The following is a 22020-nucleotide window of genomic DNA, read 5'->3' on the forward strand; positions in this document are numbered from 1 at the left end:
ATTCGAACATAAGAGCTGGGGGTGACGGCCGATCGTTCAGCCGCGCGGGGCCCGTTCGCGCCGTCAGACTCTCAGGAGAGAACACGTCGGTGGGGCGTGGGCGAGGCGGGAGCGGCGAGGCAGGGTGGGCGTGACCGAGCGCGGTACGGCCGGCCGTGCCGCCCCGGACGGGGCGGGGCCGCGGCACGTGGCCTGCGTGATGGATGGCAACGGCCGGTGGGCGCGGCGGCGTTCGCTTCCCCGTACGGCGGGTCACCGGGCCGCGGAGACCGCCGTCATCGACGTCATCGAGGCGGCCCGGGCCGCCGGCGTGGAGTGGCTCACTCTGTACGCCTTCTCCACCGAGAACTGGAACCGCTCTGGTACCGAGGTCGAATTCCTGATGCGTCTGGTCCGCCGGGTGGTGCGCAAGCATGCGCCGCTGCTGCTCGCGCGCGGCATCCGCTGCCGTTTCCTCGGGGTCGCCGACCCGCGCATCCCCCGGGAACTGACCCAGGACTTCTGCGACCTGGCGGCGCTCACCGCCGACAACCGGGGGATGACGCTGACCGTCGCCTTCGACCACGGCGGGCGCCGGGACATAGTCGAGGCTGCAAGGTCGCTGATCCGCAGCGGGACGCCCGCCGACGAGGTGACCGAGCGGCTCTTCGCGGACCACCTGCCCTTCCCCGACACCCCCGATGTGGATCTCGTCATCCGTACCTCCGGTGAGCAGCGCATCTCCAACTTCATGCTCTGGCAGGTCGCCTACGCCGAGTGGGTCTTCCCCGAGGTGCTCTGGCCGGACTTGCGGGCGCCCGACTTCCTCGCCTACCTGCACGCCTATCAACGCCGCGACCGCCGCTTCGGCGGCGTGTCCGCCGGGACGAACGGAGACCCCTCATGACCACCGAAGCCCCCGGAACGGCCGACGAGGCATTACTGTTCGGCCCGACATCGGAGTTTAGCGGCTTCTTCGACGACCCGCGCTGGGCCCTGGCCATCATCCGCGCCACCGTGCTGGAGGCCGCTCACCCGCAGGTCGGCGCCGCTCTCGCCGACAACTCCACCTTCGTCGCCCACCCGTGGCGCCGACTGCGCAACACCTTCCTCAGCATGCGGCGCATGTTCGGCACCGACCCGGCGGTACGCGAACGGGAGGCCGCCCGGCTCAACCGGCTGCACGCCCGCATGAGCGGCTCCGACTCCCGCGGCCGCGCCTACGACGCGATGGACCGCGCGACCCGCGCCTGGGTGGTCGCCACCCTCTTCGAGAGCGCCGTCACCATGTGCCGGCTGAGCGGCCAGCCGCTCGACCAGGACACGATGGAGCTGATGTACGCCGAGTACCGCACGTTCCTCGCCGCGCTCGACGGCGACGCCGCAGAACTCCCCGAGGACCTCCACGACTTCTGGCAGTACTTCGACCGGATCGTCGAAAACGAGCTGGAGAACACCGAGGCGGCCCGCATCATCCTCTACCGGCTCTTCGACCACCTGCCCGCCCCTGCGCTGCTCCACGGCGCGCCGACACTGTGGGCGGCCGGCCGCACCGTCGCCGGTCCGGTCCTCGGCGCCATCACCGTCGCCTCGCTCCCCGAGCCCTACCGGCGCCGGGCCGGCCTGCCCGAGATGCCCGGCGCCCCCACCCTCATGCAGGGCGCCTACCTCGCCGCCGGGCTCACCCGGTTCCTGCCCGGGGGCTGGATCAAGGCCGAAAGCATCATCGAAGCCCTCTCGCTCCCGCCCGACAGCGACGACCCCCGCGCCCGCACCGTGACCGCCCTGCGCGCCCGCATGAAGCGGGCATCAGCCCTGCTCCGCCTCCTCACACCACTGAGCGGCGACACCGGCCCCGCTCCGGCACCCCCGGCAGCCGCACAGGAAACCCGGCGCTCAGCGGAGGAGTTCTTCCGCCGAGTGCTGGACCAGACCGGCGACGGCCACCTCGACTGGCCTGACCTCGCCGCCATGGCACGCGAACTCTCCACCCGCCTCGACCTGGACGAACCCGAGGAGACCCGGCTCTACGACGCCTTCGCCGCCTGGTGGCGCGAACTGCAGGCCGCCCTCGACACGGACGGCGACGGCCGCGTCAGCGCCGAGGAGTACGCCGCCGCCGTTCCCTCCCTCGCCGGGCCGGCGCTCATCCGCGTTGCTGAGGTCCTCTTCGACGCCACCGACAAGGACGGCAACGGGAGCATCGACGCGGACGAGTACCGCACCCTCTTCCGTACCGCCTTTCACCGCGACCTCACCACCACCGACGGCGCCCACGGCCGCAGCGCCTTCGTGGGCGACTTCCTCTCCTTCATGACGGGCCGCCGCACGGGCACCCCGTACGACCCCCTCCTCGCCGACGCCTGACGAGTGCCACCACATCCGCGAGCCCGATCCCCACTGACACGTCGGCTGGTCCGTCACGGCCATCCGACCGCGTCGCCGGGGACGAGAGTGTGAGCGCGCGCAGTCGTTGGCGGACCGGGCGCTTGCGGTGCGGACTGCGGTGCGGGTCGGGCCGCCGAAGGGACAGGGGGGTGCGGTCGTTTCGGGGGCGGAGAGGGCGGGAACTTCTGGGAGGGTGGTCCCGGTTCGGGCCCGGGGAGGGGATGCGCTGTGCATGATGTCGTGCCGGCGCCTGACCGGGTCCGGGCGACGGACGGTCGGATACTGCGGGTGGAGTGCTCAGGAGATCCGTGCGGCCGGCCGGTGTTCCTGCTGCACGGCATGCCGGGGAGCCGCGTCGGGCCCCGGCCACGGCCCATGTTCCTCTACCAGCGGGGTATCCGGCTCATCTCGTACGACCGTCCCGGCTACGGCGGTTCCGACCGCAGGCCGGGTCGCCGGGTGGCCGACGTCGTGGAGGACGTGCTCCAGGTCGCCGATGCGCTGGGGCTGAACCGCTTCGTCGTGGCGGGCCGATCGGGGGGCGCTCCGCATGCCCTGGCCTGCGCCGCGCTGCTGCCGCGGCGGGTGACGCGGGCCGCCGCGCTGGTCGGGCTGGCGCCGCGGGACGCGGAGGGGCTCGACTGGTTCGAGGGGATGGCTCCCGGCAACGTGCGGGAGTTCCGGACGGCCGCCACCGACCCGGAGCGGTTCGTCGCCCGGCTCATTCCGCGCTCCGCCGCGATCCGCGAGGACCCGGCCCGGCTGCTCGACGAACTGCGCGGCGATCTGACCGACGAGGACCGGCAGATCGTCTCGGATCGCGGCATCCGGGCCATGCTGCTGCGCAACTACCGCGAGGCGCTGCGCAAGTCGCCGTACGGATGGGTCGACGACATCCTCGCGCTGATTGCCGACTGGGGCTTCGACCCGGCGGACATCCAGGTGCCGGTGCTGCTGTGGCACGGCAGGAAGGACGCGTTCTCCCCCGTGGCGCACCACTCCTGGCTCGCCGGGCGCATCGCCCGGGCCACGGCTGTGCTCGACCCCGGCGCGGCCCACTTCGCGGCGCTGCGCGCCCTGCCGGAAGCCATCGCCTGGCTGCTGTCGGACACGCCGGCCGCGCCGGGCGCTCACACTGTGAGGGGCTCCAGGTCGCGGTAGATCCGCCGGTTGTCGCCCGCGACCTTCGTGATCCCGTTGTCCTCGCCGAGCTGCCGCCGCAGTTCGGTCATCGCCTCGTCGCGCATCACCTGGGCCTCGTCCGTGTGCCCGAGGGCCTTGAGGGTGAGCGCAACGTTGGTGACGATGGCCAGAGTCTCCGGATGGTGGCGGCCGAGGGATCTGCCCAGCACCTCCACCGCCTCGGCCTCCAGCGTCCGTGCCTCCTCCCAGCGGCGCTGACGGGCGAGTACGTTGGCGTAGTTGATCGCGCAGAACATCGTGTGCGGGTGCGCGTCACCGAGCACCTCCCTCATGCGGGGCAGCACGGCACGGAACACCGTCTCGGCCTCGTCGTCGTCCCCGCAGCCCCAGTGGAAGATCGCGAGGTTGTTGAGCGCCGCCTGGGTGTGCGGGTGTGCTTCGCCGGGCCTCTTCGTGTACTCGGCGATAACCTCCCGGGCGACCTCGCAAGCCGCCTGGCGCTCGTCGGCGGCGAACAGGTCGGCGGCCATGTTGAGGTCGCAGGCGAGCGAGTCCGGAGTCGCCTCCTCGTACTGGGCCCTGTACTGGGCCCGGGTCGCGGCGGTGAGCCGGCGGGCGTTCTCGAACTGTCCGCTCCTGCGCAGCGATACGGCCAGGGACTTGGCACACCGCAGGGTGCCGGGGAAATCCTTGCCGAGGACCCGCTTGTACACTTCGTACGTCCGTTGGAGCAGTGACGTGGCCTCCGTGTAACGGCCGACCTCGCGCAGGTCGCGGCCGAGCCGCTCAGCGGACGCCAGGGTGTACGGATGGTCGGGGCCGAGAACCTCCGTACGCATGTTCAACACGTCCTGGTCCAGCTTGAGTGCGTCGCGGTAGCGGCCGTCCATGCGCAGGGTCAGCGCCAGGTTGTTCGCGGCGCTCAGCGTGCGCCGGTGGGAGCTGTGGAAGATCCGGCCGAAGCCCTCGTGCGCCTCGCGGGCCAACTCCGCCGCCCGGCCGTAGGCGCCGAGCGCGGCGAGGTCGCTGGCCAGGCTGGACATGGTGACGTACGTGTGCGGATGGTCGGGGCCGAGAGCCTGACGCTGCTGCTCCAGGAGGTCGGTGTCGATGTCCCGGGCCTCGACGTACCGCCCCTGGGAGCGCAGGACGTTGGCGAGCTGGCTGCGCAGGTACAGGTACTGGACGTCCGTTTCGCCCAGAGTCGGCCGCCAGTGGTCGAGGGTTTCCTCGGTGAGCTGCTGGGCACGGGGGAAGTCGCCGCGCTTCCACAGGTAGCGGACGCGGTCGATCAGCAGCCGGCGGGTCTCGTGGGCGACGCAGTGGGGCGCGTCCGAGGGGAGCAGGTGCGGCCAGATGATGCCGAACTGCGGCCACGTCTCGGGGTCGTCGATCGGTTCTTCGCCGTCGGGCCGGGCGCCGGCCAGAACGGAGTGCACGACGTGCCGGGCCTCCCGCTGCTCCTCCTCGGTGAGCTGTGCGCGGATGACGGCCTGCACCAGCCGGTGCACCTGCAGGGAGTTGCTCACCTGGTCGATCTTGGCCAGTGCGAACCGGCCTATCTCCCGGATCACCCGGCCGAGCACCAGCTTCTCCTGCAGCGCCGGGTCGTACGGCTTCAGTGCGTCGATCATCTCCTTGCTGTAGAGGAGCTGGGCGGAGATCGGTTCGGGCGCCAGGAACGCACACAGCTCAAGCAGCCGTACGGAAGCGGGGGAGCGCTCCTTCAGCCGTGCGATGGAGATGTTCCAGGTGGCCGCCACCGGATGCGGGTAGCCGACGGGCTGGTTGAGGCTGAGCGCGTCGGTGGTCTGCTCCGCCAGTTGCCGCAGGTAGTCCTCGATCGGGGTCGCCGTCTCCGCGAGCCAGGCCGCGGCCTGCACCACGGCCAGCGGCAGGTCGCCCACGGTGGTCGCCACCCGGTCGGCATCCTCTGCGGTGAGCCGGGCGTCGTGGCTCATCAGGTGGTCGACGCTCTCCTCGCGCAGGAACACGTCGATGGGCAACGAGTCGCCGTGCTGTGCCCAGGCCTGGTTCCGGGAGGTGATGAGGATGTGTCCGCCGCCTTCCGACGGGAAGTAGTCGGTGAGGGCGTCCGGGTCGTCCGCGTTGTCGAAGACCAGGATCCATCGGCTGGTCGGCTCCCCGCGGGACAGCATCCGCACGGCCTCGCGGCTGGCCATGGCCATGTTCTCGCCGCTGTGCGTGCCGAGTCGGGCGGCGAGTTCGGCGAGTGAGGCGACCACGTTGTCCAGATTCTCCGCGGAGATCCACCACACCAGGTCGTACTCCGCCATGAACCGGTGCACGTATTCGATGGCGACCTGCGTCTTGCCGACCCCACCGAGCCCGAACAACGCCTGGGACCGTGGGAGGACGGCCGACATGCCGCTGCCGAGCTGGTCGCGCATCTGCTCCAGGACGACGTTGCGGCCGGTGAACGCGGCGTTGCGCTGGGGGGCGTTCCAGATCCGCGGCGTACTGCCGGGATAGCGGCGCGCGGTGCCGGTGCTGTCGGGCAGGGCGGGCAGGCCCAGGGCCTTCAGCACGCTCGCCGTATCCGCCGCCTCATCCACCCCGAGGCTGACCACGTTGCGGTCGGGATAGGCGCCGGGCGCCTGTACGTCGTCGAGGCGCAGCGGGACCAGTCCGCCCGGAGAGCCGTCCAGGTCGGTCTCGGCCAGGGTGCGCCACGCGGCTTCCCTGCCGCGGGACTTGAAGAACGGCTTCGATAAGAGCACCACTGTGCGCGCCGGGTCGTCCGGCTGCTCCATGGCCCGCAGAGAAAGGTCGATCGGTGTGACGCGGCAGCCGGAGCGGGTCAGCAGCGACTCGATCCAGTCGGCCCACATCCGGTTCTCGGCCACGTACGCGAGCACGATGTCGGGCTTCGTGGTGGAAGGCCGGCGCCGCGTGAACGCGTCCTTGCACCGCAGTCGCACCGGCTCGGGCATGGTCGGCATGGTGTCCACGTCGCCGTCGGTGATCACGCCGGTAAGCCGTTCGAAGGCGGACAGGAGGGAGTTGGCGAGCCCCGGCTCGTCGCTGACGGTGGCCAGGGTCTCCTCGTAGGCGTAGTACGGCCGGTACGGGATCTCCACGGCACCCCAGTACGCCGTGAGCTCCTCCCCGCTGAGCCCGGCGGGCAGCCCGTCGAACTTCAGCCGTGCCAGGGCGCGTCCGGCGTCCATCTTGTCCTTCTCGCCCTCGTCGATCCGCATCGGCACCGGCAGCACCCGGATCTTCCTGCCGCGGTAGCCGTCCGCCACGCTGCGGGCCACCAGCGCGGCACCGTCGAGGGACTGGTCGCTGAGCGTGAAGCAGTCGACCAGCACGTCGGGCAGGTGGATGGTGCAGATGTCCGCATTGTCCGACAGGCCGGTGCGGCTGTCGATGAGGACGTAGTCGTACACGGACTTCATGTCGTCGCGCAGCGCGTCCAGGAACAGGCCACCGCCGAGCCGCTCGTAGAAGTTGTCCCACTCGAAGGAGCTCACCGTCGCCGAGTACTCGCGGCTCTGCCGGCCGGCCGAGAGAAAGTCCAGGCAGCCGTTCTCGGGGAAGCTCCAGCGGAGCCGCCCGGGGGCGAGGGAGACCGCGTGGTCCTCCGTCCTGGCGTACTCCCGGTGCCACTCCCCGGCGCGCGGTGGGCCGGTTGTCGCGGCCCAGGAGTACTCGGTGATGAGGTCGATGACGCCGGTGGTCGACGCCAGGGCACTGCCGTCGAGGAACGGGTGGAAGAAGCGGTGCAGCCCGGGGGCCTCCAGATCCCAGTCGACGGCGAGCACGCGCTTGCCGTTGGCGGCGAGGATCCACGCCACGTTGGCGAGGGCCATGGTGCGGCCGGTGCCGCCCTTGTACGAGTAGAAAGTGATGATCCGTCCTTGGGGTCGGGTCGTCATTCCTCTCCTCCCTCGTGGGGGCCCTGGGCGTCGGCCGGCGGTGCCGGGCCCAGGAGACGCGGTCTGGGGACGTGCGGCCCGCTGGGGGGATGTGCGTGCGCGTGCCTGAGGAACTGCCCGGCCGCGTGGGCCACGACAGCCGGTAGCAGGTCGGTGAACTCCTTCAGCGTGGGCACGCCGTCGACGGCCCGGTGCCAGGGGGTGCGCCGCCCCCGGTCGAGCAGCCTGGGCATCAGGTTCTCGAGCACCTGGCACAGCTCCACGCCCTCGGCGCTGTGGCACTGGATGTCTGCGTGGTTCCAGGGGACGACCACGTTCATCCAGGACCGGGCGTGGCCGTCCAAGCGCTTCAGCTCGTCGCAGTGCTTCTCGGCGGTGGCCACCCAGCGGTCGACGATCAGGAGGTGCGGCTGGTCGGGCCCGGCGTCGCCGTCCGGGGTCCCCTCGACGCCGGCCTCCCTTTCCGCGCCGAGGGAGGCGTCCGCCTCGTCCAGGGAGGAGACGGTGACCCGGTAGTCGAGCGAGCGGATCAGCTCCGCGGCGTGTGCCGACAACGGGCGGGTGGCCTCGCTGTGGTACGGGTTCCAGTCCTGCGCCCGCTCCCCGTAGGGGCGGACGTCGCGGTGCTCCGGGAGGGTGCCCCGGGTGGGGGCGGCGACCGTCAGATGGATGCGGCGGGTGCCCTGGCCGCGTGGCTTGAACGCGCTGGGCGTGGCGTCGTAGTCCCGGGGCGTGCCGGGCGGCAGCGGCGAGTCCTGGGCGACGCGTACGATGTGCTCGGCGAGTTGCAGGACGGTCTCCTGGTACTCGTCCCGCCGCCGGTTGAGCTTGATCAGCCGGTACAGGCCCTCTCCCCCGCCGGCTACGCCCTCATTGGCGGGGGTGCCCCCACTGGCGTGGGCGCCGCCGAAGGCGGAGTTGTCGATGTGCAGGTGCCCCACAGACTCCGGAAGCTGGCTGTAGTCGACGCGGGTCCACAGCACGGGCACGATGGCGGGAATGGCACCCAGTCCGGTCGTCCTGGCGTCGACGAGGCGCTGGTTGAACGCGAACAGCTCCCGGCCGCACATCTCGCTGGCGAAGTAGCGGGGCGAGAACAGCGGGATGAACACCCGGCAGGTGGCGAGATTCTCGGCGAGCTTCTCCGACCAGCCTTCTCCGGACCGCAGCTCCCGGTCCATGAAGCCCGCGGGTGCGCCCGCCGGCAGGTCGGTGAGATGCATGATGTTCTCACACAGGTCCTTGTACAGGACGTGCACCCAGTGGTCGGGATCGCCGCCGCCCTGCTCCCAGCGCGGCATGTGCGCATAACTGAGAAAGAAATAGGGCTGGTTGTCCGCCGCCCGCTCCCACCACGCTGTCTCCATGTGACCGCCTGCCTCCGGACGGCTGGTCCTCCCGCCAGCGGAGTTGTCCGGTCAGAGGCAGGTGGCCTGCCCCGTATCCCGCCCCCCCACATACGGTCCGCCTCCCACACGCCGCCTCAACGACGAGACGTGGCCATGTAGCTGACCGCGCGGTCGACCGCCTCCTTCATGCCGAACAACGTCGCCCGCTTGCCGGCCACCTGATCGACCGTCAGGAGCTCTGGCGGCAGCATGCGGCCGATCTCACCGAAGTCCTCGTCGTGCAGATCGAGATCCTCGTACGCGAACCAGTATCCCTTCTCCCGCAGCACGCAGCGATAGGTTCGCAGGGGGCGGGCCGGATTCATCCGGTACTCGGCGAGATGGAAAGAGCTGCACGCCTCGAAGCCCACACCCAGCAGCAGTACCTGGGCCCCGTCCCGGTAGAGCCGGGCCAGCGGTGAGCGTTCCCCGAGATGGCAGGTCACGTCGTGCTCGCCGAGCAGCTCCGCTGCCCGTGGCCCGAGGCCGGCGAAGGAGGTCTGCGGATGGGCGCTGCGCACGGCACCGGGTGTCGTGCGGACGCACTCCGCCAACGCTCCCATGCCCGGGCACGGGGTGGTCTCCGGCTCGAACGGCGGCATCGAGGCGCGGAATCCCGCCTTCTCCCACTCGCTCATGCCCGCGGTACGGGCCAGGTGGGCGGAGGAGGTGTCGGAGTTCTCCGGCGTGAAGGCCGGGACGACCAGCGTGCCGTCGGGGCCGAGGACGTCCAGCAGCGCGTCCCGCACCTCGTCCGGAGGCAGTCCGCTGCCGCCCAGGGAGGCGTGGACGAGGAGGGAGCCGCCCTCTCGTACGCCCAGTCCACGGAAGAATCCGGCCAGCCGCGCAACATGGCCGTGCTGCTCGGCCCACTGCGTCCACAGGCTGCCCGCCAGCACCGCGCCGTTCGGTGTGAGTTCGCGTCGAGGACGGGTGCCGAGCCCCACCAGGGCCCGGCCGGCCCGGTCGAGCGCGTCGCCGCGGCGGTCCGCGCCGGCGGCCGGGTCCCGCTGCCAGAAGGATGCCTTGGCGACCCAGTCGTCCGCCTCGTCCAGCAGCCGTTCCGCGGGGCTGCCGGGCACGGCCAGGTCCGCCGTCTCCCGTAGTGCGGCGAACCTCGCCCGCCGCGCCACACGCGGCAGGGCGCGGGCGAACTCCCCGGGGCCGATGTCGACGCCCACGCCCAGCGCACCCAGTCCGTGTGCGCCGAGCCTCAGCCCTGCGCCCGCCGCCAGCGGGGTGACGGTGGTGACGAGCCAGGCGTCGTCGCTCTCCCACCAGCCGGGTGTGTGTGCGTGCAGCAAGGCGTATCCGGTGGACAGCCGTTCGAGGAAAGCGCCGAGGTCGTCGGAGTTCAGCGGACCGGCGGCGGGGCGGGGGAAGCAGTCGCGGTACGGGTCGGCGTCGTCGACGAGAAGGCGTGGGGCGGTCGCGCCGTCCCGTTCGGCCGCGGAGTCCCAGGAGCGCAGTGGCCGCCATCGCTCGGGGTCGCCGGTGTCGTAGGAGTCCGGGCCCCGCCGCACGACGATCCGGCGGCCGGAGGAGCGGACGTCGACCCGGCCGGGGCCGGGCAGCCGCAGCGTGCCCAGCGTCGGCAGGTGCAGCTCCGGCTTCGTATGGTCCCACGTCAGCACCGCCTCCGCCCGTGCCCGTACGGCGGCGGCCATGGCCACGGAGGCCAGTAGGCCGGCGTCGACCGGCTCCTCCTCGGTGAGAGCGCGGCGCACTGCGGTGCGGACGTAGGGGTGGGCGAGCAGTGCGTTGAGGTGGAAGGCTGTGGCCTCGTCGGAGTCGAGGCGCACCAGGAGCCGCCAGGCCTCGTCCCATTCCGCAGTCCCGGCGTGGCGGTGGTGCAGGTGGGAGAGTAGGTCGCGGGTCAGCCGCTCCTGGGCGAAGCGGAGTTCGTCGTCGCTGTGCACCGCCGGGCTGCGGGTCCTGTCCGTGATCCGTTCGGCCACCCCGTCGACGAGGGCCCGCAGATCGGCGCAGTACACGGAGGGGTTGTCGAAGCCGCGCTCCGCGCTGTACCGGTGCGCGTACAGGCCGCCGCCGCAGGACTGCACCACAGGGCACCGGCGGCACTCCGCGCTGACCCCGTCGATGCCCGCCTGGCGGGCCCGTACACCCGGATGCTCGGCCAACTCCGCGAAGCTGTTCCAGTGGACGTCGTACCCGGTGGCCGGCGCCCCGTGGTACGCCGTCTTGAGCGAGTCGGCCTGCTCGAACGAGCCGTCGGTCTCGACCACCGCCAGGTCCGAGGGCGCCAGCCCCATGGCCTCGGTCAGACTGGGACCGCCGCGCAGGGTGCTGAGCACCGACTCGAAGGTGCGCACGCGGACGCCGCGCCCCTGGCCCTGCCACAGGTCGAAGATCTTCAGCAGCCAGTCGGCGTACGGGGTCGGGGAGCCCGCGTCCGGCCGGGGCGGGGGGCTCTCCCAGGTGGAGTGGGGCAGCAGGTAATCGATACGGGGTGGGTCGAGCGCTGTGAGCGCCTTGTGTACGGCTACGGGGTCATTACGCAGGTCGACGGTACAGAGGAGACCCGTGAACAGGTGACGGTACTCCGGCGTGCGCAGCAGCCGGACCGCGCGGATGACCCGGTCGTAGCTGCTTCCGCCCCTGCGGTCACGCCGGTGGAGGTCGTTGGCGGCCCGGTCGCCGTCGAGGGAGATGCTGACCTTGACGCCGAACTCCCGGAAAACCTGAAGATGGCGGGTGCTGAGCTGCACGCCGTTGGTGTGAATGCGAAGGTCGAGGCGGGCGACCCGGGTGAGGGCCCGGGTGAGCTCCGCACACGTGCTGCGGAGCCGGGCGGGGCCCGCGAGCAGGGGCTCGCCGCCGTGCAGGATCACCGAGACGGAGTCCAGGCCTCGTTCTTCCACGTAGGCGGCGAGCCGATGGGCGACATGCTTGACCGTGTCCTCGGAGATGACGATCGGCCGCGCTCTCCAGCTCTGGTCGGCGTGCTCGTACACATAGCAGTGATCGCAGGCCAGGTCGCATCTGCTGTGCAGCTTGAGGACCACCTGCCGGAGCGGAGGCGGCATCGGGATGCTCGTCACACCCAAGTATCGCAAGCGTCGCTGCGTCCCGAAGGCCGAACGTGCTGCGTTAGCAGAGTCTTGCCGCTCTCACCATGGTGTTACCGCGAGCCTGTGACGCCAGGGTGTACCCGATCGGGTGGCGGGGAGACGAGGTCAGAGCGCCGAGTCGAAAGTGATCGGTTTCGTGGGTGACTCGCCCGCGAAGTCCGTCACACGCCAGGCGGAGCGCAGTGCCTCGGCGTGGCCGGGCCCGGCGGCGGAAAGGGGGACATGCTGCTTGCCCACGGACCGGGGGGTGGAAGATCGCCGCTTCAACGCGGTCACTGGAAGGTGCATGACTGCAGACCTTTGGCTCGGGCCAGCCGCCCCGGGTCAGCCTGGGACCGATCCTGAGCCGATCACCTGGGGAGGACTGGAACTGTCCGACGATTCCTGCCGGAACAACCCCGGCGAGAGCACGGAGTGTATAGCACCGTGCTGCACCCGGAGTGGACAGACCCGGAGTGATTAGTCCACAAGGCGGGTAAGAACGAGGGCACCTGCGTGGGTGGGGGGCGGGAATGGCCGCTGCGAGAACTCCGGGGCCGAGCACCACATTACGTGACCAGGATCTTCCGCCGCTGTTCCGTGTGAACGACCTTGAGGCAATCGTCCGGCAGCGGGAGTCCTTTCAGTCGATACGCCTGCATCTGACGATCCTGCTGCTGGCCGCCACCGCGGCGATGGCCGCCGAGCAGACGGACACCCGGGCGCCGACCGCCCTCGCGGCGGTCCTGTACGGGCTGACGATCGTCGTCGGGCTGCACACCGCGCGCCGGCGAGCCCGGGCCGCGTGGCAGGTGCACCGGGCCGTCGCCGAGACCGTCAAGTCGCTGGCGTGGCACTACATGGTCCGTGGCGGTCCACTCCACACGGGCGTGCCCAACCCGGAGGCGCTGTTCGCGGAACGCCTGGAGGAACGCCTCAGCGAACTGCGGCAAGTGGGATGGGAGGATTCCCGCGCCACCTCCGACCTGCTCGGGGCCGGGCAGATCACCCCGGCCATGCGCGCGGTACGGGCCACGTCCTTCGAGGCCCGCCGCAACTTCTACCTGCGGGAACGGGTGCTGGAACAGCTCGTCTGGTACCGGAACAAGTCGGTCCAGGAACACCAGGCCGCCGTCCGCTGGTCGTCCGTGACCGCCGGCCTGACGTTCATCGCACTGCTGGCGGCGGTGCTGCGCACCGTGGGGATGACAGGCGGCTGGGACCTCACCGGCCTGCTCTCCGCAGCCGCGGCCGCCGCGGTGGCCTGGCATGAAGTGCGGCGGCACCGGCCGCTCACCTACGCCCACTCCCGCGTCGAGCAGGAACTGGACACGATGCGCGTCGCCATGGGTACCACGGTGACGGAGGAGAACTGGGCAGACGCGGTGGCGGAGACGGAGCGGCTGGTCTCCCCCCAGCACACCGACTGGCTGGGGCGGTTCGGCTCCTGACGGCTTCCGGCCCGCGGGGCGCGAGGACCGCGGCGGACTCACCGCCGGCGCACCCCGGGGCTCCACACCACGGTCACCGGGACACCGACGCGGTGCGCGTACGCCACCACCTCCCCCGTGCCGCCCGGCCCTCGCGCGGGACACCCGTCCCAGACGGCGACCATGGAGTCGACGTGATCGACGATCCAGCGTCCCGCCGCGCGGTAGGCCGCCTCGTCGCTCGCCTCGCGCGGCAACCGCACCTGGGACACACTCGACGTCAGCAGCCGGCGGTAGCCGGTCAGCGCGTCTCCGGTGCCGAGACTCCGCTCGTAGTCCATGCCGGGGATGACCGCCGTGACCGGGACGCCGCAGCTCAGAGCGATGTCCGCGAAGAGCTGATCGGCACCCGCCGCGAGACTGCTCAGCGCTTCCACCACGCTGCGCCTGCACAGCGTCGCCCGGATGCCCGAGCGTACGGACTCCAGGGCGGCGGCGGGAATGTCCCGGTGTCCGGTCACGCCGATCCGCGTCACGGCCACAACCTCCGATGCTCAGGTCGGAGTCAGCGTGCGGGGGCGCATGCTCCAGTCGGCGCAGGGCTGGGGGTACCGCCACAGGCCCCGGCGGTGGCGAGCGCCACATCCCCGTTCGCGACCACCTCGACGTGGTCCGGCGTCGCTGTTCACCTGGACGCTCTGCCGAGCCGTGCCGCGTGGAGACCGCCGGCCGACTCGACGTTGCCGCACCGAAGCACAGACACCGCTCTTCTCGCCGCCCACGGTCGTCACCATCCGATTCGCGATCGGGAGGGCCCGGCGCTCGTGATGCGGCGGGGTGGGCTCACGGTACAGGCGTCGGCTCGGGCTCGACAAAGGACGTCGAGGGCGAAGGCGTCGACTACGTAGACGGGGTCGCCGCCGTTCGGCGGGCAGGGGTTCGCCCGGTGCCGGAGCACGGGTCCCAGCAGTGGGCCGGCAGGTGCGGCCGCGCCGGCCTTGCCGGCCCGACCGGCCGGCGGGCACCGCGGGCACCGCGGGCACATCGCCCCTGGGGGCTACCGGCCGTACAACCCGACCGATCCTCCCGTACGTACAAGGGGCATGAGGTGGAAACGTGACTCAGCTGCCTGGGAGGACGAGTTCCGCACCTTCGTCGCCCACAGCAGGCCCTCGCTCCTGCGTGCCGCGACGCTGCTCTCCGCAGGCAACTCGCACCGGGCCGAGGACCTCGTACAGACCGTGTTGCTGCGGATGTACCTGAACTGGCGGAGGATTCGCGCCGGCACCCGGGAGCAGTACGCCCGCAAGATCCTGACCAACGCCCACATAGACGACCGGCGCCGGTCGCACACCCGACACGAGGAGGCCTACGCCGAGCCCCCCGACGTCGCCGTTGTCCAGCCTGCTCCAACAGACCCGGACGCGGCTGTCTTCCGGGCGCTGGCCGAACTGCCGCCTCGGATGCGGGCCACCGTCATTCTCCGACACGTACTCGACGTGAGCGTCGCGGACACCGCCGATGCCCTGGGCTGCAGCGAGGGCAACGTCAAGAGCCAAACCGCTCACGGCCTGGATCGGCTGCGGGCGGCTCTGTCCGAATCGTCGCCCGACGAGACGCGCGGCCCCGCTGTCCCGACACCAACCGAGGCTCGAAGGAATCACACATGAGTGACATCGAACGGCTGTTGGCCGATGCGGCGCGGTCGACCGAGGTCGGCCCATCGGCGGAAACGATCGAAGCCGACGTGCAGCGCGGCCGGGCCGGCTTGGCACGGAAGCGGCGCACGCGCCTGATCGCCTCGTCCGTCGGAGCCACGCTCGCGGCCGGCGTCCTGGCCGGCTCGGCGCTCGTCTGGACCGACGCGGTCGACACCGACCCCGCTGGTCCCGCTGACGCCGGCCGCGACCGCGTGACCGGTCCTGCCCAGCCGGGCGACTCTCCGACGCGGCAGAGCACCGGAGTGAGCCTGGTGGCGTGGTCCGGTGAGCAACCGGACGGCTTCATCGTCGACAAGGTGCCCGACGGATGGTTCGTCCAGGGCTCGAACGAGTTCTCCCTCACGATCGCGCCGGACGGCGACACCACCCATCCTGACAATTTCGTGGGGAAACTGGTCGTCACCGTGTACTCCAAGAGCGAGCAGAAGAAACTCCCGGACGACGGCACACCGGTTCAGGTGGGGGAGTGGCCCGGCGTCGTCACCCACCGCGACCAAGCCGTCCTCCACTACCAGGACGACAACGGCAACTGGGTCCACATCCAGGCTCCCGCGAGACTGGGCTGGTCCGACCGGCAGCTGGCTGACTTCGGCGAAACCGTCGCCGTGACCGACGCGGCCAAGCCCGGCATCGGCTAACGAGCTCCTGGTCGTCCGTCATGGTCGTGTGGCGGGGGAGCACGTCTCGTACAGCGATCATCAGCGACCGGCGGATCACAGGTCTGTCGCCGACGTGATTTCTGACCCCGTTGCCGCGGAGAGGACCGTCGTGGTCCGAACGCGCCATCAGCCGAGGCCGGCGTCCGGCAGCGGACTCGGGCCGTGAGCGAGCGAGGGTGCACCGTCAGCCCCGCAGTTCGGCCGCGGAAGCTCGCTGGGATCGTCGACGAAACCGAGATGTCCTATCCGGATACCGGCACCGGTGTCCGGTGCTGTCACGAGGACGGCGGATGGCCGTGGTGTGCCCGCTCAATCCGGCGCCGGGTATGGCGACAGTCCTTGGGCGCCCGTGCGGGTGACCAAGGACTGTCGTCGCCTCCGTCTGGCAGGACGCTGGAATCAGTGCGGAGACGTATCACCCCCAGGCCGGTGATGTTCTCCGTGCGAGGGCGAAGGCGTGGGCATAATGGTCAACCCGCCCCTCGGACACGACCATGGCACCCACGCGCGGTCTCGGTCGAGTTTCGACCGAGACCATCAACGCCGGGGGCCACGTCTCTCCCGGGCGGGCTTGGCCGGATCTATGTCGCGATATAGCGTTAGCCGTACGCTCGCGCCGCCGCCGTACCGCGCGCATCGTCAGACGGGATCAGGACGGAAGCATGTCGGGAGAGACCTCGCCCGCCGGGGAGCACGCCGCCCCCGGCTCGCCGCCGGAGCTGCGCGCCTCGCACGCCGACCGGGACCGGGTGGTGGACGTGCTGCGGATCGCGGCGGGGGAGGGCCTGCTGACAGCGGCGGAGCTGGACCAGCGCCTGGAAGCGGCGCTGTCGGCGCGGACGCGGAGCGAACTGACCGCACTCACCGCCGACCTGCCGCCCCTGCCGGCCGCCGCCCGCACGGCGGGGGCGGAGGTGAAGGACCTGGTACGGATCGAGCAGCTCCACAGCGGCCCGGTCAGGCGCGAGGGCCGCTGGGTGGTGCCGCGCAGGATGCAGCTCGCCGTGACGTACTGCGAGGTGACGCTCGACTTCAGCGAGGCGGTGATCACGCAGGACACCCTGCGGATCGAGGTCGCCATGATGGGCAAGACCCTGACGCTGGTGACCGGGCCGGGCATCGTGGTCGACACTGACGGGCTGCAGCTGCTCCACAGCAAGATGACGCACCGTCAGCCGCCCGTGGCCCCCGGCGCGCCGGTCACGCTGCGGGTGGAGCTGGTCGGGCAGAAGATCCACGGCCGCGTGGTGGTACGGCCCCCGCGCCGGACGCTCCGCCGGTGGCTGCCGCGCAGCTCTCCGGAAGCGCAGCGGTAGGTCACCACCCCGAACGGCCGAATCACCGCACTCATCCCGAATCCTGACCTTTTATGATTTCTAGCGTCACGTGGTGGTGAGGCGCTCGCCACTCCCATGCCGCGCCCCTGCGTCAGGAGGAGCCGGATGAGCATGAGGACCCCCCGCACCGCGCGGCGGCCCGCGCCGCGGTGCCGCACGCGATACGGAACCGGAGCCTCGGGGCAGATGCGCCGGGTCCTGGGCCGGGAACTCGTCACCGAGCTGGAAGCCCTCTGCGGCCGTCCCACCGTGGGGATGCGCGACGTCGTGGTGGACCTCGCGGCCATCGCGGCGGCGGCCTCGCTCGGCACCCTCGCCGGGCACGTCTGGGGCCCGCTGCTGGCCGCCGGCTACATCGGCATACGCCAGCGCCACCTGGCGAACCTGGTCCACGAATGCGTCCACTCCAAGCTGCTCGCCGGCCGGAGGGGAAACCGCCTCGTCGGGTACGTGCTGACGGCGCTCCTCGGCGAGGGCTTCCTGCCCTACCGCAACAGCCACCTGGTCCACCACGCCAAGCTCGGCTCCGACGAGGACCCGATGTTCCAGTCCTACCGGGCCGGCAACATCCGTGCGGCCAAGCCCACGCGGCGCTCCTTCGTCCTGCGGGCTGTTGCGCGCAACGCCGTCTGGCACCTGCCGAAGAACGCCGTCCTCACCCTGGTCACCAGGGCCCCGGACGAGCCGTGGCGGGCGTTCGCGGCACGGACGGGCTTGTGGGCGGGCGTCGTGGCCGTGTGCTGGCCGCTCGGTGCCGCGCCGTACTTCCTGCTGTACTGGGTGCTGCCCGCGCTCTTCGTCAGGCCCGTCGTCAACTGGCTGACCGACCTGGGCAATCACGCCGGCGTCATCGAGAACACGGACCCGCTGCTGCAGACCCGCGGCTGGACCTCGCACTGGCTCACCCGGCACCTGCTCGGCAACCACCTCGACGACATGTACCACCCGATTCACCACTGGTGCCCGCAGATCCCCTGGCGCCGGCTCCCCGAGGCCGCCGCCCTGGCCGCCCGGAGCCTGGACCGATGGGGCGAGACGCCCTGGTGCAGCGGCTTCTTCTTCCGGCGCAGATCCACGCCGGACCAACCGTGCGTGATCGAGGACATCGTCGCGCGCCTGAACGCGGCCACCGCCCGCCTCGGCGCCGAGCGCGCCGGCGGTGCGGCCGCCTGAGCGCCGCCCGCCGTTCCGTACGCCTGCCGCCGCGGGCCACGTCCCCAGGAGGAGTTCATGCCCATGCACGCGCTGCTGTCCGGCGTACGTCCCGCCGACTCGGCCGCCGCGGCGCACCGCGCGGCCGGGCACTGGCGGGACGGCGGCTTCACCGGGGACCTGCTGCGCGCCGCCCGCGAGACGCCCGATCAGGTCGCGCTGGTCGGTCACCGGGTACGCGAAGGACGCGACGTCCCCCTGACGTACCGTCAGCTCAGCGACCGGGTGGAGCGGGTCGCCGCCGGGCTGGGCGCGCTGGGCCTGGGCCGCGGGGACGTGCTGGCCGTCCAGCTCCCCAGCCGGTGGGAGACCGCGGCGCTCGCCCTCGCCTGCGACCGGCTCGGCATCGTCGCCGCGCTCGTCCCGCAGAGCACCGGCCCGCGGGAACTGGAGCGCGTCCTGGCCGGCACCCGGGCCCGCGCCTGCGTGCTGGTGAACGAGTGGGAAGGCGCGAGGCCCGCGGAGTCCGTGGCGGCCGCCGCGGCGGCCGGGCGGCTGCCCCGGCTGCGGCACCGCATCGTCCTCGGGGCCGCGGCGGTCACCGGCGCGCTCTCCTTCACCACGCGGCTGCTGGAGGCCGCCGACCCGGCACCGGACCCCGCGCCCCTGCACCCCGACCAGACCTCCGTCATCGTGTTCACCTCCGGCACGGCGGGCGCCCCGACCGCCGTTCTGCACAGCCCCAACACCCTCTACGCCGCCGTCAAAACCGCACCCCGCCGCGAGAACGGTGCGGCGGCGTCACGGACGACACCCGGCGGGATCAGCCACTCGGTCGGCCTGTGCAACCTGGCGCTCGCCCCGCTCGTCCACCGCGCCCCGGCGCACTTCGCCGACGTCTGGGACCCCGGCGCCTACCTCGACATGCTCGCCCGCAACGGCACGCAGGTGCTGCTCGCCGTGCCCTGGGCCCTCGCGCAACTCGTCGCCGAACAGCGCCGCGCCCCCCGGCCGCTCGGCACGCTGCGCACCGTGGTCAGCGTGGGTACCCCGCTGCCCCGCACGCTCGTGCCCCGTATCCGCGCCACCGTGTGCGAACGCCTCGTCAACGAGTGGGGGATGACCGAACTCGGCGGCGGCACGGCCACCGCCGTCGACGACCCCGACGACTGGCCGGCGCTGAGCATGGGCCGCGCCATGCCGGGAGTCGAACTGCGCCTGGAGCCCGCGGGCGACGGCACCTCCCACCTCTTCGTCCGCAGCCCCGCCGCCTGCCTGGCCACCGCCGAGCGCGACACCGGGCGGCTGCGCTGGAGCAGCGCGAGCACCGACGGCTGGTACGCCACCGGAGACCTGGTCGACGACGACGGCCGCGGCGGCCTGCGGTTCCGCGGCCGCGCGGCGGACCGGGTCAAGGGATCCGACTCCCAGCTGATCCCCGTCCAGGACGTGGAGGACGAGCTGCGCGACCACCCGCGGGTCCGCGACGCGGCGCTCGTCGGCTACCCCGACCCGGAGCACTCCGAACTGCCCTGCGCCGTGGTGGTGCCGGAAGACGCGGACGACCCGCCCACCCTCGCGGAGCTGCGCGCGTACCTCACCTCCCGGGGCATGACGGAGTGGTACCAGCCGTCCCGCCTCGAACTGCTGCCCGAGCTGCCCCGAACACACCTCGGCAAGGTCGACAAACGCACGCTCCGCGCCAGAGCCGCGGGCGCGGCCGCGACGTAGCCCGTACGGCCCGCACCCCACCGCACCCCACCGCACCGCCCCCGCGCCGACCGCCTACCGCACCCGGCGCAGGACCATGCGTACGGTGCCGTCCCGTTCGGTGGTCTCCTCGGCGAGGTGGAAGCCCTCCTCGGTGAGCCGGGCCGCGGTGACGTGGTAGGCGTGGCGGGCGGTGAGCCGGTCCAGCCAGGCCGTGCCGTGCTTGTGGCGGTCGTAGTCGCTGATGACGGCGCTGAAGCGGCCGTCCTCTTCGTGGCGGAAACCGATGTCGTTCGACAGCCGGCCGACGTGTACGCGCCGGACGATGACGTGTGCCGTGTTCTCCCGCAGGTCGCCGCGGTAGCCGTACAGCGGCTGCGCGGTGTCGTGCACCTCGACGTCGCCGTACCCGACGTCCGCGAGGGCGGCGCACAGGGCGTCCGTATCGGTCAATGCCGTAGTGAGCACGCTGAAATGGGACATGCGGCGACTCCGTCACTCCTGGTCTTCATCGGGCTCGTCAGGCTCGTAGGGCTCGTAGGGCTCCAGCGGGTCGAGGGGAACGACGAACTTGCTCTCGGCCTCCCTCGTCTCGGCGAACGACGCCGACTGCGCCCGGCCCTCCCGCAGCCAGGCACGCAGCGCGCCGATCGTCTCGCGCTGCGACACCGACAGCGGCACCTGCCGGGCCAGCGCGGTGTGTATGTCGTCGGTGGTGAACTCGCGGTCCGCGTTGAACCCCACGTACATGGCGTCCACGACGGCCTGTTCGATCTCCGCGCCCACGTACCCCTCCGAGTCGCGGGCCAGGGACGTGACGTCGAAGTCCGCCGGCAGCCTCCTGCGTTTACGCAGGTGCACCTCGACGATCTCCGCGCGCTCGCCGGCGGTCGGCAGGTCGAGGAAGAAGATCTCGTCGAACCGGCCCTTGCGCAGGACCTCGGGCGGCAGGCTGGCGACGTCGTTGGCGGTGCCGACGACGAAGCACGGCGCGGTCTTCTCCTGCATCCAGGTCAGGATGGTGCCGAACACCCTGGTGCTGGTGCCGGAGTCGCCGCCGCCGTGCGCGAGCGCCTTCTCCATCTCGTCGATCCACACCACGCACGGCGCGACCGTCTCCGCGAGCCGCAGCGCGCGGCGCGTCCGCTCCTCGGCCTCCCCGACCAGGGAACCGAACAGCGCGCCGACGTCCAGCCGCAGCAGTGGAAGCCGCCACAGGCCACCGATCATTTTGGCCGTGAGGCTCTTGCCGGTGCCCGGAATCCCGATCAGCGCGATGCCCTTGGGCGCGGGCAGGCCGTAGTCGCGGGCCTCCTCGGTGAACGCCCGCTCCCGCAGCCGCAGCCACTGCTTGAGCACGTCCAGCCCGCCCACGTCGTCGGGGGTCTCGTGCACCGGATAGAACTCCAGCGCCTCGCTCTCCCTGATGATGTCCTTCTTCTCCTGCACCACGGCCTCGATGTGCCGTTCGTCGAGCGCGTTGTCCCGGACGATCGCCTTGGCGTACGCGCGGCGTGCCTGCGCGGCCGTCATCCCGAGCGCCGCCTGCCCGAGCTTCTCCCGGCCCGCCGGGGTGAGGCCGACCTTCACGCCCGGGGTCGCCGTCAGCCCGCCCAGCACCTCGTCCAGCTGCCCGCGGTCCGGTAGCGGCAGAGCAAGCACCACGGCCTCGTCGCGCAGCTCCTCGGGCACCGTGCGGTTCGGCGAGATGACGATGACCGACTTGCGGGTGAACTTCAGCCGCTGCGCCGCGCTGCGCAGCTTGCGTTTCACCTGCGGGTTGCTCCAGCAGTCGTGGAAGTCCTTGAGGACGAAGACGGTGCCGTCCTCGGCCTTCTCCACCTGCTCGATCACCGAGATCGGGTCGCGGGCGGTGGGCAGGGACCCGCTCTGGCCGTCCGCGTGCAGCGCCTCGAACCCGTCGGCGAGATCCCACGCGAGGCACCGGCGGCGGCCGCGTTCGCACACGGCGCGAACCGCCTCCAACGCCCGCTCCTCCTCCACCGTCACGGCCACGATCAGGGTGTACCGCGCGCGCAGATACAGGTCGAGGTCGTTCTCGAATCCCACCGAACACCCCCCGGTCCCTTCGCCGACCAGCCTCATGAACGTAGCCGACCGGACGGTCCCCGGTCGATCT

At 71.6% G+C, this 22020-nt stretch carries 15 protein-coding genes; 9 read left to right on the forward strand and 6 right to left on the reverse strand.

Annotated features, from left to right (window positions below; translation table 11 throughout):
- Positions 1 to 199: 199 nt before the first annotated feature.
- From uppS to ABD317_RS01085, 3 genes are all read left to right on the forward strand, one after another.
- Positions 200 to 886 (forward strand): polyprenyl diphosphate synthase, encoded by a 687-nt coding sequence (gene uppS / locus ABD317_RS01075; RefSeq protein ID WP_344286916.1) that lies wholly within the window; start codon positions 200 to 202, stop codon positions 884 to 886.
- A complete protein-coding gene (locus ABD317_RS01080; protein ID WP_344286811.1) occupies positions 883 to 2346 on the forward strand; it encodes an oxygenase MpaB family protein in 1464 nt (487 codons plus the stop codon). The genes uppS and ABD317_RS01080 overlap by 4 nt, the downstream gene beginning before the upstream one ends.
- A gap of 249 nt (positions 2347 to 2595) precedes the next feature.
- Positions 2596 to 3528 carry an alpha/beta fold hydrolase gene (locus tag ABD317_RS01085; RefSeq protein ID WP_344286813.1) on the forward strand — a complete coding sequence of 311 codons (933 nt, stop codon included), beginning with the start codon at positions 2596 to 2598 and terminating at the stop codon, positions 3526 to 3528.
- Here the strand turns inward: ABD317_RS01085 and fxsT are convergent.
- From fxsT to fxsBH, 3 genes are all read right to left on the reverse strand, one after another.
- On the reverse strand, positions 3498 to 7412 hold the full coding sequence (gene fxsT / locus ABD317_RS01090; RefSeq protein WP_344286815.1) for an FxSxx-COOH system tetratricopeptide repeat protein: 3915 nt from the start codon (positions 7410 to 7412) through the stop codon (positions 3498 to 3500). The two genes, ABD317_RS01085 and fxsT, sit on opposite strands and share 31 nt — an antisense overlap.
- Positions 7409 to 8779, reverse strand: a complete 1371-nt coding sequence (locus tag ABD317_RS01095; RefSeq protein WP_344286817.1) for a TIR-like protein FxsC — start codon at positions 8777 to 8779, stop codon at positions 7409 to 7411. Before ABD317_RS01095 ends, fxsT begins: the two co-directional genes overlap by 4 nt.
- 116 nt (positions 8780 to 8895) lie before the next feature.
- On the reverse strand, positions 8896 to 11847 hold the full coding sequence (gene fxsBH, locus ABD317_RS01100) for a radical SAM/SPASM protein FxsBH, inactivated beta-hydroxylase extension form (protein ID WP_344286819.1): 2952 nt from the start codon (positions 11845 to 11847) through the stop codon (positions 8896 to 8898).
- Between the two features lie 557 nt (positions 11848 to 12404).
- Here fxsBH and ABD317_RS01105 point away from each other — a divergent pair.
- Positions 12405 to 13322, forward strand: a complete 918-nt coding sequence (locus ABD317_RS01105; protein WP_344286821.1) for a DUF4231 domain-containing protein — start codon at positions 12405 to 12407, stop codon at positions 13320 to 13322.
- A 38-nt stretch (positions 13323 to 13360) separates the two neighbouring features.
- On the opposite strand, the gene ABD317_RS01110 is transcribed toward ABD317_RS01105, so the two are convergent.
- On the reverse strand, positions 13361 to 13837 hold the full coding sequence (locus ABD317_RS01110) for a hypothetical protein (protein ID WP_027752243.1): 477 nt from the start codon (positions 13835 to 13837) through the stop codon (positions 13361 to 13363).
- Between the two features lie 567 nt (positions 13838 to 14404).
- Here ABD317_RS01110 and ABD317_RS01115 point away from each other — a divergent pair.
- The 5 genes from ABD317_RS01115 (at position 14405) to ABD317_RS01135 (ending at position 19901) form a co-directional block, all read left to right on the forward strand.
- Complete coding sequence (locus ABD317_RS01115; RefSeq protein WP_344286825.1) at positions 14405 to 14971, forward strand: SigE family RNA polymerase sigma factor; 567 nt, start codon at positions 14405 to 14407, stop codon at positions 14969 to 14971.
- Positions 14968 to 15660: a hypothetical protein gene (locus tag ABD317_RS01120; RefSeq protein ID WP_344286827.1), complete on the forward strand. Its 693-nt coding sequence runs from the start codon at positions 14968 to 14970 to the stop codon at positions 15658 to 15660. Before ABD317_RS01115 ends, ABD317_RS01120 begins: the two co-directional genes overlap by 4 nt.
- A 683-nt stretch (positions 15661 to 16343) precedes the next feature.
- Positions 16344 to 16997 carry a DUF1707 SHOCT-like domain-containing protein gene (locus tag ABD317_RS01125; RefSeq protein ID WP_344286829.1) on the forward strand — a complete coding sequence of 218 codons (654 nt, stop codon included), beginning with the start codon at positions 16344 to 16346 and terminating at the stop codon, positions 16995 to 16997.
- Positions 16998 to 17204: 207 nt separating this feature from the next.
- The gene (locus ABD317_RS01130; RefSeq protein WP_344286831.1) at positions 17205 to 18191 is read left to right on the forward strand and encodes a fatty acid desaturase family protein; all 987 of its coding nucleotides are present in this window, start codon (positions 17205 to 17207) and stop codon (positions 18189 to 18191) included.
- 57 nt (positions 18192 to 18248) lie between these two features.
- Positions 18249 to 19901 (forward strand): AMP-binding protein, encoded by a 1653-nt coding sequence (locus ABD317_RS01135; protein ID WP_344286833.1) that lies wholly within the window; start codon positions 18249 to 18251, stop codon positions 19899 to 19901.
- Positions 19902 to 19955: 54 nt separating this feature from the next.
- Here the strand turns inward: ABD317_RS01135 and ABD317_RS01140 are convergent, their stop codons facing one another.
- Complete coding sequence (locus tag ABD317_RS01140) at positions 19956 to 20333, reverse strand: DUF1257 domain-containing protein (protein WP_344286835.1); 378 nt, start codon at positions 20331 to 20333, stop codon at positions 19956 to 19958.
- A 42-nt stretch (positions 20334 to 20375) separates the two neighbouring features.
- Positions 20376 to 21950 (reverse strand): AAA family ATPase, encoded by a 1575-nt coding sequence (locus tag ABD317_RS01145; RefSeq protein WP_344286837.1) that lies wholly within the window; start codon positions 21948 to 21950, stop codon positions 20376 to 20378.
- Positions 21951 to 22020 lie beyond the last annotated feature (70 nt).

This window comes from Streptomyces synnematoformans (genome assembly GCF_039531005.1).
GTDB classification, from domain to species: domain Bacteria; phylum Actinomycetota; class Actinomycetes; order Streptomycetales; family Streptomycetaceae; genus Streptomyces; species Streptomyces synnematoformans.